This window comes from Pseudobutyrivibrio ruminis AD2017 (genome assembly GCF_000424305.1).
GTDB lineage: Bacteria > Bacillota > Clostridia > Lachnospirales > Lachnospiraceae > Pseudobutyrivibrio > Pseudobutyrivibrio ruminis_B.
Genome location: NZ_AUJQ01000004.1, coordinates 263,502 through 279,820, shown reverse-complemented (window position 1 = coordinate 279,820; position 16,319 = coordinate 263,502). Strand labels below are relative to the sequence as shown.

13 protein-coding genes are annotated in these 16,319 nt (G+C 40.9%); 11 read left to right on the top strand and 2 right to left on the bottom strand.

The window, feature by feature from the left end; genetic code table 11:
- Nucleotides 1-22 precede the first annotated feature (22 nt).
- The 11 genes from G611_RS0103050 to G611_RS0103000 all read left to right on the top strand — a co-directional run bounded on the left by G611_RS0103050 (nucleotide 23) and on the right by G611_RS0103000 (nucleotide 13,323).
- Nucleotides 23-1,612 (top strand): hypothetical protein, encoded by a 1,590-nt coding sequence (locus tag G611_RS0103050; RefSeq protein ID WP_028242368.1) that lies wholly within the window; start codon nucleotides 23-25, stop codon nucleotides 1,610-1,612.
- 61 nt (nucleotides 1,613-1,673) lie between these two features.
- Nucleotides 1,674-2,126, top strand: a complete 453-nt coding sequence (gene fliW, locus G611_RS0103045; RefSeq protein ID WP_028242367.1) for a flagellar assembly protein FliW — start codon at nucleotides 1,674-1,676, stop codon at nucleotides 2,124-2,126.
- Between the two features lie 2 nt (nucleotides 2,127-2,128).
- Nucleotides 2,129-2,350, top strand: a complete 222-nt coding sequence (gene csrA, locus G611_RS0103040; protein WP_028242366.1) for a carbon storage regulator CsrA — start codon at nucleotides 2,129-2,131, stop codon at nucleotides 2,348-2,350.
- Between the two features lie 503 nt (nucleotides 2,351-2,853).
- Nucleotides 2,854-3,276, top strand: a complete 423-nt coding sequence (locus G611_RS15565; protein WP_028242365.1) for a flagellar protein FlaG — start codon at nucleotides 2,854-2,856, stop codon at nucleotides 3,274-3,276.
- 10 nt (nucleotides 3,277-3,286) lie between these two features.
- Nucleotides 3,287-5,842, top strand: coding sequence for a flagellar filament capping protein FliD (fliD, locus tag G611_RS0103030; RefSeq protein ID WP_028242364.1), 2,556 nt, complete (start codon nucleotides 3,287-3,289; stop codon nucleotides 5,840-5,842).
- 50 nt (nucleotides 5,843-5,892) lie between these two features.
- Nucleotides 5,893-6,303, top strand: a complete 411-nt coding sequence (fliS, locus tag G611_RS0103025) for a flagellar export chaperone FliS (protein ID WP_028242363.1) — start codon at nucleotides 5,893-5,895, stop codon at nucleotides 6,301-6,303.
- A 270-nt stretch (nucleotides 6,304-6,573) separates the two neighbouring features.
- Nucleotides 6,574-7,056, top strand: coding sequence for a hypothetical protein (locus tag G611_RS0103020; RefSeq protein ID WP_051195026.1), 483 nt, complete (start codon nucleotides 6,574-6,576; stop codon nucleotides 7,054-7,056).
- 800 nt (nucleotides 7,057-7,856) lie between these two features.
- Nucleotides 7,857-9,374, top strand: a complete 1,518-nt coding sequence (locus tag G611_RS0103015) for a flagellin (RefSeq protein ID WP_028242361.1) — start codon at nucleotides 7,857-7,859, stop codon at nucleotides 9,372-9,374.
- 192 nt (nucleotides 9,375-9,566) lie between these two features.
- A complete protein-coding gene (locus G611_RS0103010) occupies nucleotides 9,567-10,064 on the top strand; it encodes a hypothetical protein (RefSeq protein WP_028242360.1) in 498 nt (165 codons plus the stop codon).
- A 66-nt stretch (nucleotides 10,065-10,130) separates the two neighbouring features.
- Entirely contained in the window at nucleotides 10,131-11,996 is a 1,866-nt protein-coding gene (locus tag G611_RS0103005) for a glycosyltransferase (RefSeq protein WP_028242359.1), read from the top strand.
- 160 nt (nucleotides 11,997-12,156) lie between these two features.
- Complete coding sequence (locus tag G611_RS0103000; protein ID WP_028242358.1) at nucleotides 12,157-13,323, top strand: CgeB family protein; 1,167 nt, start codon at nucleotides 12,157-12,159, stop codon at nucleotides 13,321-13,323.
- A gap of 162 nt (nucleotides 13,324-13,485) precedes the next feature.
- Here the strand turns inward: G611_RS0103000 and G611_RS0102995 are convergent, their stop codons facing one another.
- Nucleotides 13,486-14,763, bottom strand: a complete 1,278-nt coding sequence (locus G611_RS0102995; RefSeq protein WP_028242357.1) for a hypothetical protein — start codon at nucleotides 14,761-14,763, stop codon at nucleotides 13,486-13,488.
- Between the two features lie 175 nt (nucleotides 14,764-14,938).
- Nucleotides 14,939-16,303, bottom strand: coding sequence for an ABC transporter substrate-binding protein (locus G611_RS0102990; protein ID WP_028242356.1), 1,365 nt, complete (start codon nucleotides 16,301-16,303; stop codon nucleotides 14,939-14,941).
- Nucleotides 16,304-16,319: the final 16 nt, after the last annotated feature.

Genomic DNA, 16,319 nt, shown 5'->3' with positions numbered 1-16,319 from the left:
AATAAGGATATGAGGTAGAGCTATGAGAGTTACAAACAAAATGATAATGAACAACGCGTCATCAAACATTAATACCACAAAGGAATTCGTTAACAAACGAAATACCCAGATGACATCACAGAAGAAGATTGACAAGCCATCCGATGACCCAGTTATCGCTGTGCGTTCACTTCGTCTTTCTACAACACTTGCTCAGGTAACTCAGTATAAGGAAAAGAACATTCCTGATGCATCTCAGTGGATAAGCGTAACTGAAACAGCTCTTGTAAACATGCGTGCCATTGGTAAAGATTGTAAGGAAATCGCTGTTAAAGGCTCTACAGATACAGTTAATTCTCAGGATGATAGAAATACAATGCTAAAGGAATTGCAGCAGCTTCAAAAACAGCTCTTTGCCGAGGGTAATGCAGATTATGCAAACCGTACAGTATTCACTGGCTACAGAACAAACAGCAATCTTACATTTACAGAGGATGAGCCAGGAACAATATACAATATCACTCAGGAATTCACCATTGAAGAGCACATGGAAGAAAAGCGCTATTATGACTGCAACCTGAAGATTCCTACAACAGAGGACGAGCTTTTAGCTCCTGCCATTAAAGCGGGGGACCCAGGGTACGACCCTAATGTAAATAAACCTATTTCAGATATGGTTCAAACTGATTACTATAGAATCAGATTGGCTTACGATAAGATTGAAAATCTTGAGGATGAAATCCATATCAAATTAAATGATAACGGAACAGGAATGACTCCACCAAGCGTTGTTACCTACAAAAATGAATCAGATTGGAGCAAGCTCCAGGGCGGCAAGAATGTTCCAGATGGAACCATCGTGGTAATCAAGAGTACTGGTGATATGGTTCTTGCTAATGATGTGGCTGCGAATCTTAAAAAATTTGATGCCAAGCTAAAAATCACATATAGCAGAGCGGGCTTTAGCGAAGGCGAGCTAAGACCAGAATATTATTATAATTGTGTGAAAACCGAAGATTCTCTTGATGTTCACGTTCCAGTAACTTACACTAAGTATATAGAAGATGCTGATGGTTGGAACAGTGAGCGCAAGCATTTTGATATTGAATATACTGTGGCAGCCAGCCAGACAATCAACATCAACACTGAGGCAGCAGATGTATTTGATAGCTCAATCTACCGCGACGTTACGGAAATGATTGATGCCGTTGAACGAACCATCGAAGCCTATAACAAGCTTGATGCACTTGATGATATGGCTACAGAAACACAGTTTGCTTCCGACGAAGACCAGGAATGGATTAAGACCTGGAGAGCGGCAGCACAGAAGGAATTTGACTTCTACAATAACAACATGCGCAAACTTTTTGACACAGATATCGGCAGAATTGATAAGTATTATGCTAAAATAAGTTTAGCAATAACTGATTTGGGGTGTAAAAAGCAGTCTCTTAACTTAACAGAGACTAGAGTGGGGGACCAGCAGCAGACAGTTCAAAGTTTGCAATCGCTAAATGATGATATAGATTTATCCCAGATCATCATTGATTATACAGCAGCCTACACCGCATATCAGGCATCGCTTACAGCAGCTGGAAAGCTGGGCGATTCAACGTTACTTAACTACATTTAACATTTCAGTGGTTTTTAGGTTTTTCAGCTGAATTGTTATAAACAGAAAAGGAGAAGGGATAATGCAAGTAAAAACTAGATTATTCGGCGAAATTGAGATTTCCGATGAAAAAATTATCAATTTACTTCATGGGCTTATAGGTTTTCCAGACATGAAGAGATATACTCTCATTTTCGACGAAGAAAAAAAGGACAAGGGCAATATCATGTGGCTCCAGTCACTGGACGAGACAGATTTTGCTATGCCAGTCATGTTGCCACACGTGGTTAAACCGGATTATTCACCAGCTTTGAATGTAGATTCATTATCACAGCTTGGTGAGCTTACAGCAGATAATACTTACGTACTTGTCACTGTAAGAGTTCCAAAGAATCCAAAGGAGGCATCTATCAATTTAAAGGCTCCTATTATCATCAATACCGACACAAACGTAGGCGATCAGATAATCATAGATGGGGATGAGCCAGTTCGATTCCTTATTCATGATGCAATACATGGAAAGGATGGTGAGTAGCGATGTTGGCATTAACAAGAAAAACAGGCGACGCGATTATGATCAACAACAACATCGAGATTACAGTCCTTGAAGTTCGTGGTGATCAGGTCAAAATCGGTATTTCGGCTCCAAAGGAAGTGTCTATCTACCGCAAAGAAGTATACCTTGAAATCCAGAAAGAAAACGAAGCAGCCAAGGGAATCAGCATGGACGACCTTGAAGCTCTTAAGAATTTGCTATAGTGGCGCGGCCTCGGAGGTTTCCGTGCTCCCGCAGGGCACCCTCCATACTTTCGCGAGGGTCCTCCCGCCGGCGTAGGTCCTCCCTCGCTCGGTATGGTGCCTCCCTGCTCGCGCTTGCGTAGGTTGTGTGGCCGCTTGGTATATAAGAACGATATATAATAGAAAGCTTACAGTAAAAATGCTGTAGGCTTTCTTTTTTTGTTATCAAGATACGGCTTCATAACCTAGGCAAGCGCGAGCAGGGGGGCGCCATGCCTGACCATGGGTGGGGGCCCACGCCGGCGGGCTCCCATGGTTAGGTATGGAGGGTACCCTGCGGGAGCACGGAAAACTACGAGCCGTATCGTAATATTTAGAAAAATTTCACTGTAGCTATAAACTTTCGATAACGTGGTGACGATAATAAGATTAGAAAACTAAAAATTTCCCATATTACAAGGATGTATATTGCCTTACGGATTGAGGAGTGGGACCTGATTCGTTTAGGCGTAAGGAGGAAAGAAATGAAAATAGGCGAAGTAAGTAGCGCAGTTAGCTACCAGGGACAGGGAAGTTCAGTAAAAGCGGCGCCAGCACCAGCAGTTCAAAAGGATAGTGCAATAGTTGATTTTACAGCTGCTGCTAAAGAGGCAAAGGCTGATTCTGAAAATAGAAGTTTTTCAGCAAACCCTGAGAAAGAAGAAGCTGAAAAGAATCCTGCACAGCAGGCTACATCTTCATTAAAGGAAGCTGTAGAAAAAATCAATTCTGCAAATGGAAATGCAGAAGCAGTTTTTGGTATCCATGAAGGCACTAATCGTGTCACCATCAAAATGGTTGATAAGGAAACCAAAGAGGTTATTAAGGAATTCCCAGCAGATAAAACCCTCGACCTTATTGCAAAGGCTTGGGAGCTTGCAGGAATTATGGTAGATGAGAAACGATAGGAGGTAGCTTATGCCTATTAGATTATCAGGCTTGGCATCAGGCTTGGATACAGAGGCCATCGTAGGCGCCCTCGTATCAGCTTATAGCTTTAAGAAGGATAAATATATCAAGGCTCAGACTAAGCTATCTTGGAAGCAGGATGCTTGGAAGACCTTGAATAGTAAGGTGTATGGCTTCTACACAAATGTAGGCTCCATGCGTCTATCATCAAATTATCAGGTTAAAAAGACAACTGTAAGTGATACCACAAAGGCCAAGGCAACAGCCACCGGCTCTGCTATCACTGGTACACAAACTCTTGAAATTAAGCAGCTTGCAAAGACAGCTTATATTACAGGTGCAAAGCTTAACGGAAGCATTACTGGCTCAACAACACTTGGCACACTTGGAATCAAAAGCACAAGTGCAATGGAAAAGGCTAGCATCTCTATCAGAACTGGTACAAAGGCTACAAACATCGAGCTTGATAGCGATATGACAGTTAACCAGTTTGTCAATAAGCTGGCAGAAGCAGGAGTCGATGCTAATTTTGATGAAAAGAACCAAAGATTCTACATCAGCTCAAAAACATCTGGCGCAGCTGGTGATTTTACTATATCTGCAAATAGTGCCCAGGGCTTGAATGCCCTTAAGAATATGGGTCTATTGTCAGATTCAGAAGTTAGTAATATCAACAATGCAACAGGTGGAAGCCTTGCAAAGAAGCTATTTTCTACTGGAGAAGGCGGATATGATTATCTGCTTGATTCCGTTGAAATGAAGCAGCTTCTTACAGACCTTAAGAATTATAAACAAGGAACAGCTACATTCGATGATGAAAAGGTTGCACAGCTTACAGATTTGGAAACATATCTAAATAAGTATGCTGACAAGGAATATACAGTTACAACAAAGGGCGAGGATGGCAAGGATGTAGTAAACACCTATAAGTACGGAACAGATGGAGCCATCGACTGGACCACAATCAGCGATGACGCTCTGGATAATCTTGCGGCCTTAGCCTACAAGGATTCTGTATACGATACTACAGGTACAAAATCTACAGTCATGAGCCGCTCACTTTACTTCACAGTAGGAGAGGGCGACGACGCAAAGAACTATTCCTTCGCCGAAAATGCAGAAGGCTTTGCAAATTTGATTAAACAAATCCAATCTGGTTCAACAGATGAGAACATTGTTGCTCTCAAGGATTATCTTAACAAGACCTATGCAGGTGAAGTATACAAAACCACAACAACTAACGATGGAATCACGGTAGAAAAATATGGTACAGATGGAAACATCGATTGGGATGCGCTAGTTGCTGACGAGGACAAGCTGAATGCTTTAGCAGCTAAGATATATTCAAATGCTACTTATGATATGGCATCTGATGAAACCTACAAAGAAATGTCTAAAGCATTGAATGCAGTTCGTGATGGATATGTTGCGATTGCATCTGCTAAGGCTCTTCCACAGAAAACATCTGAGGAAATCGCTATTAGAGCACAAGCAATAGCAGATGCAGAAGCAAAGCTTAAGGAAGCCTTAGATGATCCTACTAATAAAAAGTGGGCAGATTATATCGAGCAGAATTTTGGCGCACAGAATTCTGAATACGACAAGAGCTACAGCAATTTCTGGATTCAGTCAGATAACATCGAGCTTGCAAACAGCGTATTTTATAGAATTGATTTGGCTGCTAACGTAGCTTCAGGCAACATCACTATCGAAAACACAGACCGAGCAATCAAAATCGATGGCCAGGATGCAATTATTAATCTTAATGGTGTTGAATATTCAAACGGTTCAAATGCTGTTACAGTTAATGGCCTTACTATTGAGGCGCTGGCAGTAACTACAGATGCAATCACTGTAAACGTATCAAATGATACAGATGCTCTTTATGACAAGATTAAAGACTATCTGACAACCTACAATAGTCTTATGAATGAAATGCAAAAATTATACAATGCAGATTCAGCCAAGGACTATGAGCCTCTTACAGATGATGAAAAGGCAGAAATGTCAGAGTCAGAAATTGAGAAATGGGAACAGAAGATTAAGGATTCTCTCCTTAGAAGAGATGGAACCTTATCAAGCATCATTTCCTCAATGACCATGTCTATGATGAGCACCTACGAAATAAATGGTAAAACATATTCCTGGTCTACATTTGGTGTCCACACTCTAGGCTCACTTAATGCAGAAAAGAACGAAGGATATGCTTATCATATTGATGGGGATGCTGAAGATAACTACACAGCTAATAATAAAGAAAAATTACGTGCAGCTTTAGCAGAGGACCCAGAGGTTGTTATTGAATTTTTGAAGAAGGTGACAAGTGGTCTTTACACAGCATTAGATGGAAAGATGAAGTCATCTGCAATCAAATCCGTATATACGGTATACAATGACAAGGAAATGGCATCTGAATATTCTGATTACAGCAGAACCATTAAAACATGGACTGACAGAGTAACAGACATGGAGGATGCATACTATAAGAAATTTGCAGCAATGGAAAAAGCCTTGGCTACATTACAAGGCAATTCTTCGTCAATATCATCGCTACTGGGCGGTTGATAAGTAAGTATTAAATGCGAAACGAAAAGGATTTACAAGGGGGCGGTACTATGACACCAATGAATGGTTACGATGCTTACGCAAAAAACAGAATTTTAACAGCTAGTCCAGCAGAGTTGACATTGATGCTGTATGAAGGAGCCATCAAGTTTTGTAATATTGCAATTGTGGCATGTGAAAATCATGATATTGAAAAGGCACACAACAATATTCGCAAGACTGACAGAATAATAGAAGAGTTTGAAATTACTCTTGATGATAAATATCCAGTGGCAAAAGACTTCCATGCAGTGTATAGTTATCTTAGGAGCTGCTTAAGACATGCCATGATAACTAAGGAACCTGATGAGCTTGAGGAAGTGCTAAAGCACTTGCGCACCATGAGGGACACTTGGAAGGACGTAATGAAGCTCACCGCCAACGGCAAAAAGGTGGATGGGCAAACAAACATAGCAGGTTAAATCGTAGCCCCTCATCCGAGGGGCTACAGTTATGTAGGCTGTGTGCGCTGGTTACGGTAACAATCATTTATATACACCGTCGCGAGATTGGCTCCTTGTGTATATAAATAATTGTTACCTACCAGCGTTCGGAGCATACTAAGGTTGCTGACAATGAGTATTCGTAGTAGACAATAATTGTTTTATTTAAGCGAAGCATTTCTAGCTGAGCGTAATGAAATAATTATTGTCTGCATAACGAATACGGACTAGGTAATGGAGGAGACAGGTATGGAAAATATGGATTATGTTGTTATGCTTAGGGAGTCGTTAGAGAAAAAGGCTGATGTACTTAGAATCCTTGATATAAGAAACAAGGAGCAGGAAGCCATTCTTAAAGACCCTAATTCTACTCCAGATGATCTGGAGAAGAACATGAACTTGAAGTCAGAGCTGATTGAGAGAATTGTAATGTTAGATGATGGCTTTGAACAGCTATTCAAAAGAGTAAAAGCTATTATCGAAGCAGACCGGGATTCCTATGCAGATGAAATCAAGCTAATGCAGGAGCTTATTAAAAAAGTCACAGCACTTACAGCAGATGTTGAAGCTGGAGAATATCGCAATAAAGAATATGCCAAAACCAGATTCGCCAACGTTAAAAAGGAAGCCCGCGAAATCAAAAAATCATCAGATGTAGTTTCTACATATTACAAGCACATGATGAGCCCACAGACAACCGCGGACCCAGCTTTCCTAGATAAAAAGAAATGATATAGTACCTTCAGGCCTTGCGTGTTCGCAAGGCCTGTTTTATTTAGGGGTATTTTAACTGAATAAGTTAAGTTTATATCAAGAATTTCTATTCTCACTTAAAATTCCGGAATGCTGTTAAGTTTATATAAGAAAAAAATTTTTTCACTTAAAAAAGCTTAAAGATATTTAGGTTAAGTTAAGTGGATATGGAAGAATTCATTTGTCACTTAACAGATGCTAAAGAACAGGTAAGTTTATCTGAAGTTATGTTGAAAAAACTTAACAATCTAAAAGATTAAAAGGAAAAAGTTAAGTTTTTTCAAAAATATCGCTGCCACACTTAACAGCAATTTCGCTTTTTAAGTGAAAAATGATTTTTGCGAAATCCACTTAACTGTCCCTGGATTTTAAGTTAAGTGTATTTTACAGAAGGCGAAATTTCACTTAAGTCCCCCTAAAATAGAGCAATTTAGTCCTAAAAATAGCATATTTAACAAAAAAATTGTTATAAATTTTAACAAAAATTAAAGTCGCGAAAAGCCAGTAAAATCAGGGCTTTAGCAGCTTTTTGCTTATGCCCCAAAAGTGGCCAAAATGGAATAAAAATAAAAAATTTTCTAAAAAAGGCTAAAGTTTTCAGAATGCGTCTCGATAAATAAGGTGTAAGGAACAATTGAACTAATCAGCAGCACCTTACAAATCGAATTCGAATCTTATTTTAAATTTAATAACCAGGCCAGACACGGATGTTGGGCTATCAAACAAAAACGGATTTAAATGCTAAAAGGAATTAGCAGAATCTCATGGAGGAATTAACTATGGTAGTACAACATAACATGCAGGCAGCTAATGCTTCAAGAACATTGAACATTACAACTGATTCTCAGTCTAAGTCTACAGAGAAGCTTTCATCTGGATATAAAATCAACAGAGCAGCAGATGATGCAGCTGGACTTTCAATTTCTGAGAAGATGAGAAGACAGATTCGTGGTTTGACCCAGGCTTCTACAAACGCATCTGACGGTGTTTCTTCAGTACAGACAGCTGAAGGTGCCCTCACAGAAGTTCACGACATGCTTCAGAGAATGAACGAGTTAGCAGTACAGGCAGCTAACGGTACAAACTCAGAATCAGATCGTGATGATATCCAGAACGAAATTGATCAGCTTTCACAGGAAATCGACAGAATCGCTTCAACAACAAAGTTCAATGAGACATTCTTACTTAAAGGCGACATCGGATTAAAGAAGATGTATATCGCAGCTCACGATGCAGGTCTTGAGGGAACATTGGTACAGAACTCTACAAGAGCAACATTTACAATGGAGTCTCTAGAAGCTGGTGAGAGATATAGAATCGGTGGAACTCAGTATACTATCGGTGCTCAGACAAACGAAGAAGTAGCAAGAGCCCTTAAGTTCTCTGAGGGAATGTATGATAAGACAAAGGCCAATACAGTAGAAGATGGTTGGAATCTTACAGCTGGTGATACAATTTCTATCGATGGAAAGACATACACAATCATCTCAGGTAAAGCAAGTGATGTTGCAAATGCTAAAGTTACAAATGGTTATCTTCATAATCTTATCGTTGAAGGTTCAACTCTTAAATACAATGGTAACGAAGTAACAAGATTTGCTAAGCTTGATCACACAACTGGTATTGATAAGTCTAATGCAACACTTATTACAGCAACAGCAGCATACAACATGGTTGCAATCGAACTTAAGGCAGCATCTTCAGTAGGTGCAACAGACGGTGCAGCAGATGTTGATAAATTTGAAGAGACAGATGCTACTAAGAAAGGTGTTATCAAAGGAAATTATGCATGGAAGACAACAGAGATTGAGCAGACAGTTGGTGGTGAAACACAGAAGACAACTACAATTAGCTTCTCAATCGACAAAGGCCATGTAAATGTACAGAATGCACTTACACTTAACCTTCATGTTGGTGCTGACGCAGCAATGTCAAATAAGATTAACGTAGCAATCGAAGCTATGAACTCTAAGTCAATCGGTATTAACGGTATCAACGTATCCGATGCAACTGGTAAGGCAGCTACATACGCAATCGATGCTATCGCAGATGCAATCCAGAGAGTTTCAGCACAGCGTGCGGAACTTGGTGCTATCCAGAACAGATTAGAGCACTCTATTAGAAACCTCGACAACGTAGTTGAGAACACAGAATCAGCTGAGTCTCGTATCCGTGATACAGATATGGCAGACACAATGGTTGAGTACTCTAAGAATAACATCCTCCAGCAGGCAGGTCAGTCAATGCTTGCTCAGGCAAATCAGGCTACACAGGGTGTTATGAACTTACTCCAGTAACCTAAGATTGATACCATAAATTAATCTCCCCACCTCAACCAAGAGGTGGGGAAATTACTAAAGAGAACTAATAATTAAATAATTAACAATGAAAACAATGCTTACATACCTAGCCTTCTCTTTGAGGAGAAGGGGGACCACGAAGTGGTGGATGAGGTGGTAAGATTCATATAAGATAGAGAGGTAAGGCTTATGGCATATTTTACAAGAAACAAGATGTTGACAATGGTTTTAGAGCTCTACACAGCCAACCACAGATTCGCTCAGGGAGGAACGGGTGATGATGCAGCTGACCTTCAAGTCCTAATCGGATGTCAGCAGAAAGCCTTAGTATTAGGAGAATACTTAGAATCCATGGGAATGGATTATTCGGACATCGTAGAAAAGTTTGAAAATTACTGCAATTTGATTTACGATATAAGTGAGAACTTAAGAGACACAAAAATGATAATGGATCATAAGGTTTCAATCGAAATGGTCTTAAGTGATATCTTAAGAGAGATTGAAAATAGAATAATAGAAATAAAGAGTATTGATATTTACGACTTTAGAGGACTAGTTGATGCACCTGGTGAGAAGGCCATTGTAGCAAACGAAATCAACCGATTGATTGATAGCTGCTTAGGAAAGGTGGAAGGTCTCACAGAAGGAGAAGAGATGTACAGACCACTAGTTGTTGGAACATATTAATATTAGAATTGCAAGGCTCGTCAGATGACGAGCCTTCTTCAGATTATGGGGTTATGGGGGAAGAGCATGAATAACAAGCCAAAAACAAAGCTACTTACAATTTCACTTCTTTGCTGCGGACGACCTGACACAACGGAACGATGCTTAAAATCGCTGATGCCAATTCGCGAGGCAATCGATTCGGAGATTCAGGTTGTTGATACTGGATGCTCTAAGGAAACCAGGGCTATTATCGAAAAATATGCCGATGAAGTTTTTGAATTTACCTGGTGTAACGATTTTGGAAAGGCTAGAAACTTCCAGCTTGATCAAGCCAACGGTAAGATGTTTTTGTACATAGATGATGACGAGTGGTTTTTGGATTGTAAATATATTATCGAATTTTTTAAGGAGCCAGATTGCACCAGCTACAATATCGGCGGCTATTTCCAGCGCAATTACTTGGATTTTGATGGTAGAGAGTATCAGGATATTGAGGTTTGTAGAATGTGTGCTGTTACTCCGGAAACCAGATTTATGGGAAAGATTCATGAGTATATTGAACCAGCTTACGGTAATGCTATGTTCATGGATGCCAGAGCGGGGCATTTCGGGTATGTTCATGTATCTGACGAAGAAAATATCAAACATTCTATGCGAAATATCCCTCTATTAGAGGAGATGATGGCTGAGGAGCCTGACAATTTGCGTTGGCCTTATCAGCTTGCCCAGGAGTGGAAATCTATCAAGAAATTCGAGGAGATGCTTCAGGTGTGCAACGACGCATACGAGAAGACGTTAAATGTGGATGACAATGAAATTTTGCGTTATAGAGGCAGCTTTGTTTGTGGAATCGCCGTCGCCTATCATCAGATGTCAAGGAATGATGAGCTGATTGCCCTCTATGAAAGAGAAGCCAAAAAGCCAGATATTATGGAGATTCCTCTTACATGCCTGGCATTTTACGTATCAACCGTTTATTTCAAAACACACGAAAATCAAAAGTGTAAGGACAGCTGCAATTATTACCTGAAGATGTACGAGAAATACAAAGGCGACCAGGGGGCCATGTTTATTCAAGGCGGCCTGTTTTCAAATGATACCTTTGATGAAACCAAGGCAAATCTAATATATTGCTTCATCATGGCCATCGGCATGGAGGAAGATGATTATGGCCCACTGACCCATTATTACAGACGCATCAACTGGAATTCGCAGATAGTAAGATTGAACCGTGGCTTCGTATATACGCTTTTGAAAAAATCTTCAGAGTTTGGGTACAAGCGAGAAATCAACGATGTGTTGAGCAAGTTTTTTATTACAGCTGGATTTAGAGATATGATAGAGTACCAGATTGATAAAATTGCTGAGGATTTGACTATCGAAGAGCTGCAAAAGCTGTCTGAGGCTTTCAAAAAAACACCCGGTGGTAAGGAAATTAAGCTTTACATAGATGTGTTGATTATGGAGCGTAAGTTCATGCAGCAGGAAGCATGGGAAGATTACGCTGAGCTTTCTGCAGCCTTGCAGGATTACGCAACTACAGCACTTAACTGGCAAAAGGTGCATGATTCGTGGTTGATAGGAAAAGAAGATGAAAAGCACATGGAGCGAACAGCCATGCTAGGACAAGGTTTGCAGGAGTTCTTTGAATTCGCAGATAAGGATGTTGCCACAAGCCTAAAGACACTGAAAAATCTTTTTGGAATTCGCCCTGCCATGACAACAGCCCTAAGTGAACTGTCTCGCTTATACGGAGAGAGGGCTAAAGTAATCACAGCCCGCAAACAAAATCCAGAAAAATTCAACGAAATGTATAATCTGGAGGAAGCCCTCCTAAAACAAATCGCCGACCTGGATTCCACCGGCCACACCGAAGAGGCCATCTCCACCTACCGCCAACTGGTGGACGTACTACAAGGAACTTTCGGTGTCGACACATTACACATTTAGATGAGCTTGCATAACAGCATCATATCCTTGGTAAGCGCGAGCAGGAGGGCCCCATGTAGTTAAGGAGGGACCCCGAAGGGGAGGTTCCCTTGACTGCAATGGGAGGTGGCCTGCGGGAGCACGGAGTACTTGGCTACTGTTATGAAAGCGGAGTAACGCTATGAGAAAGATTTTAATGTATCGCTGGAAGGCGTACAACTACAAGGATATAAAGTATAGCTTTGAGAAGCTAGGCTATGAGGTTAAGGAGGTCTATCAGGACCTTCTTAATTATGATGTGGATGAACAGTTCGCTGGCAGGCTGAAGGCTCTGATAAAAGCGGAGACTTTTGACTTCGTATTTACGGTAAATTATTTTCCGCTGATTTCCAATGTGTGCCAGGAGTGCGGCATTTTGTATGTATGCTGGAGCTGCGATAATCCACTTATTTCCATGTATCATCAGTCGGTGTTTAATGATGTAAATCGTATATTCCTGTTTGATCTTACAAATGTGGAGGAGTTCAAGGGCATGGGAGTGGAGCATGTGTATCACCTGCCCCTGGCTGTCAATTGCGAAAGATTAGATTATCTGTTTGCAAATTCCAAAGACGAAGAGCTATATCATAACGACATTAGCTTCGTAGGCTCACTATATGAGAAAAATTCATACGACAAAATGGAGTACACTTTACCAGATTATTTGCGAGGATATTTCGAAGCCCTGATGGAAGCCCAGCGAGACCTGCAGGGCGTTAACATCATAGATAGAATGCTGACTCCAGAGATATTAATGGAGCTAGAAAACTATTTTAATCTGGAAAAATCCGAGGATTCCCTGTCCGATTTAAATTTAATATTTTCAGTAACAACACTGGGATTTAAGATTGCAGAAAAGCAAAGAAGGCGCATACTGATAGACCTTTCAAAGCACCATGATGTAAGCGTTTACACCAATTCCAGAACATCAGATTTAATAAGAGTTAATGCAAAGGGAAGCGTAGATTATTGGAGCGAGATGCCCCTGGTATTCAAAAACTCCAAAATCAATCTAAACATAACCATCCCAAATATAAAAAGCGGAGTCCCACTTCGTGTTTACGATATCTTAGGAGCAGGCGGCTTCTGCCTCACCAACTTCCAGGCCGAACTCCCAATGCAATTCGAAAACGCAAACCACCTAGTCTGGTACTATTCCAACGAGGATCTGTACGAAAAGGCTGCTTATTACCTAAAGCATGACAGCGAGCGCGCTGCTATCGCTGCTGCTGGAAGGGAATACGTAGCTACACAGTGTACCTATGAACGTAGATTGGAGGAAATAATAAAAAAGGCTTCTCCATTCTAGGGAGAAGCTGTCACCGCAGGTGACTGATGAGGGTATTAACATGAGTAGCCCTCATCCGTCTGCTGCGCAGCCACCTTCTTCTCCGCTGCCGCTCCGGTCGGCTCAGAGCAGAGGTCCACTGGACCTCTTGAGCCCCATAGGGGGAAGGCTAAGTTATTTTATTTACAAGCCATAATTCACCATCATTCCGGAGTACGCACTGGTCGCATAAGGTGCCGACAGTGACTTCCCCGGATTCTTGTATTCCACAATGGCCTTGTCCACATAAGCCATCGGGTTAATTGAAGCCTTAGATGCAGCCTTTCCGATAGAGTTCTTAAGCTCGTTAAGGGTATCAAAAGCGCTGCGGCTGTCTCCATTATTAATTGATTCAGCTAACGTATCTCTGTCCAAACTAAGGTGTCCCAAAGAATCTGCCGTGATACCAACTGCCTCAAGAACCTCAGCCTGGTTTCTCGCAATGGAAGAAATCTCGTTAAATAAGGTGCGGTTCTGGTGAGCACCGTTGTATTTAAGTCCGATATCAATCATGCCGTTGTAGCTATCGAGCAGCTGATTAATTCCGTTTGAAAGAGCTTCCGTGTCGTTCATCAAACCGATGTTAACTTCCCCATCAGAAGGTGCCTTCAGAACTAATTCGTAGATCTTGTTAACCGTGAAGGTGTTTGATAATGACTGGTGCTCAGTGCCATTTAGCTTAAAGCTAGAATTAGCTGGCTGCTGAGTAACTCTGTTAATTCCAAGTGTGTTAAGCTCTCGCCAAGAAATAGTAGATGAGATGCCAAACAAAAGGTTTTCATCACTTTCATGGCCGGTGGATTTGGAAACAACCTGAATAGCCTTTGAACCTGTTTTATCTTCAGATATAAGTGATGCACTAAGGCCTACATCTGACGTATTAAGAAGACGAACAATCTTGTTTTGTACGTTAAGATTGGTCTCGCCCTTGTTTACGTTAAACTGGAATTCGTAAGAGTGATTCTTAATATCCAAATCAAATGAATACTGACCCTCTGCAAAATCATGGCCGTCGCTCAGCAGGAAGTTACCAGTGTTAACCTGAGGTGTTGCCAGTGAATCCACTTCGATAGTAAATGGTTCAGCCTCAGAATTGGCATCTCCTACGTAGATAGCATCAACTGAATCCTGTTGAGAAGATGATGCAATACGTTTATCCATGATAGAGGAAATATCCTCACCAGCGGAAGAAAGATTGGATACTGAAAGAGCCATAGAATTAGCATGCTCTTTAATATCGATGGCAAACTGACCCATGTCCTCGGTGTCCTTAATCTTATACAGAGGAGAATCTTTGTTGGCTTTGACTATTCTGTTGTATGTGTCGCGTAATTCGCTCTTTTTGTGAGATTCGTAACGATTGCCTATGTTATCGCCATAGGTAGTCATGAAATAATTATACGCAGCATCTATGCGTGCCATCAGACGCCCCTCCTTTCTTCCTTGAAATTTTGAGCCTTCGACAATCCTTTGTCTATGCCAGGGCCTAGATATCTATACTTATAGTTACTATCATAATACCATAAGTCAAGTATTTTGAAAACCCCCTAGATTTAGTGACGTTGTCAGACAACTTGCCAAAATCTAGGGGGTTATTTTAATTAAATGAAAATCTTGTTGTATTACTTCCGTATGTGTAGCTTGATAAGAATTCCGTGAATTCACTAAATGATTTAGGGAATGTCATGTCAAACTTTTCAGCGATTTCGCCGTTGTAGAGCTTAACGCATTCATCTGTATCACCATAACCGATTTTGATTGTGGTTATGTCATCGCCGTTGAATACTCTAACGGCCTTCTTTCCAGCAGCATATCCTAAAGAATATGGATCCATGAAAAGAGTTACAAGTGAGTTCTGACCGATATTTGTATCACCGGCAACTACTACAACATCCTGCTCCTGGGCAACAGAACCGATAACATCCATCTGATCTGTAAGCATGCTTTCAAATGGAACATAGATGGCTGAGCATTCGCTGCAGGCTTCGGTAATTCTGTCCTCAAGAGAAATCTCTGATTCGATATCGTTAGCATCTGATTTGCCTGAATCAGATTTTTCATCTGAATCTGTCTTTGAATCTTCATCAGCTTCCTCAGCAGGTGTTGGCTTTGCAACAACCTTAGGTCCTGTCCAGAAATCTGAAACAAGAGCAACTCGTGTAGATGAAGGTGAGTTAAGTCCAAATAAAGGATTATCTCCAAGGCTTATAACATCGTTATCCATGCCGTCCTTTGCGGAGAAGGCAACGTATTTGCTAGGTGTTAAAGCTGTAGAATCCTTTTCCTTATCATCGCTTAGTTTAGTGCTAGTGGCAGGAATCAAATATTCCTTCCAAGGAATACCAGCCTGATCCAAATAAGCTTCGAAGATTTCGTTCTGGTAGATGGCATCTGTATCTTCAGGTGAGAAGAGGATGCCCACTGTCTGTAAATCCTTGGTAGATTCGATCATGAGCGAAACCTGGTCAACGATGCTAGGCTTGCTGCTGACACCAGTGATGTTGCGGCCTGTAGTTTTGTCCCAGGATTTACCACCCAAGCTTGCGATGCGAAGTGTTCCCTTGAAATCCACAATGTCAGTGGCAATGATAGGGATTGTTTCTGTAGCATCTGCAGCAGCTACTAAGGTTGATTTACCAGTGGTAAAAATCATATCAGAAGAATTCTTAACGGCCTCTGAAGCGATGGTATCACTAGGAGTTTCCTCTGATGCATAGGATGTGGTGATGGTGAAATGGTCATCGCCGATATAATCACTAAGTGCATCAGAAAAGCCCTTAAGAAGAATTTCATCCATGCTATTGTCTTTGGATAAAAGTGCTGATATATTATATGAAAATGAATCTTCGTTAGATTCGTCGGTTACATCGTTTGCTGGTTCAGACTTGTCCTTGCCACCACATGCGCTAAGAGATAAGCACATCGATGCAATCATTAATATACTTAATAATCTTTTTTTCATAGGTGTTCCTTTCAAG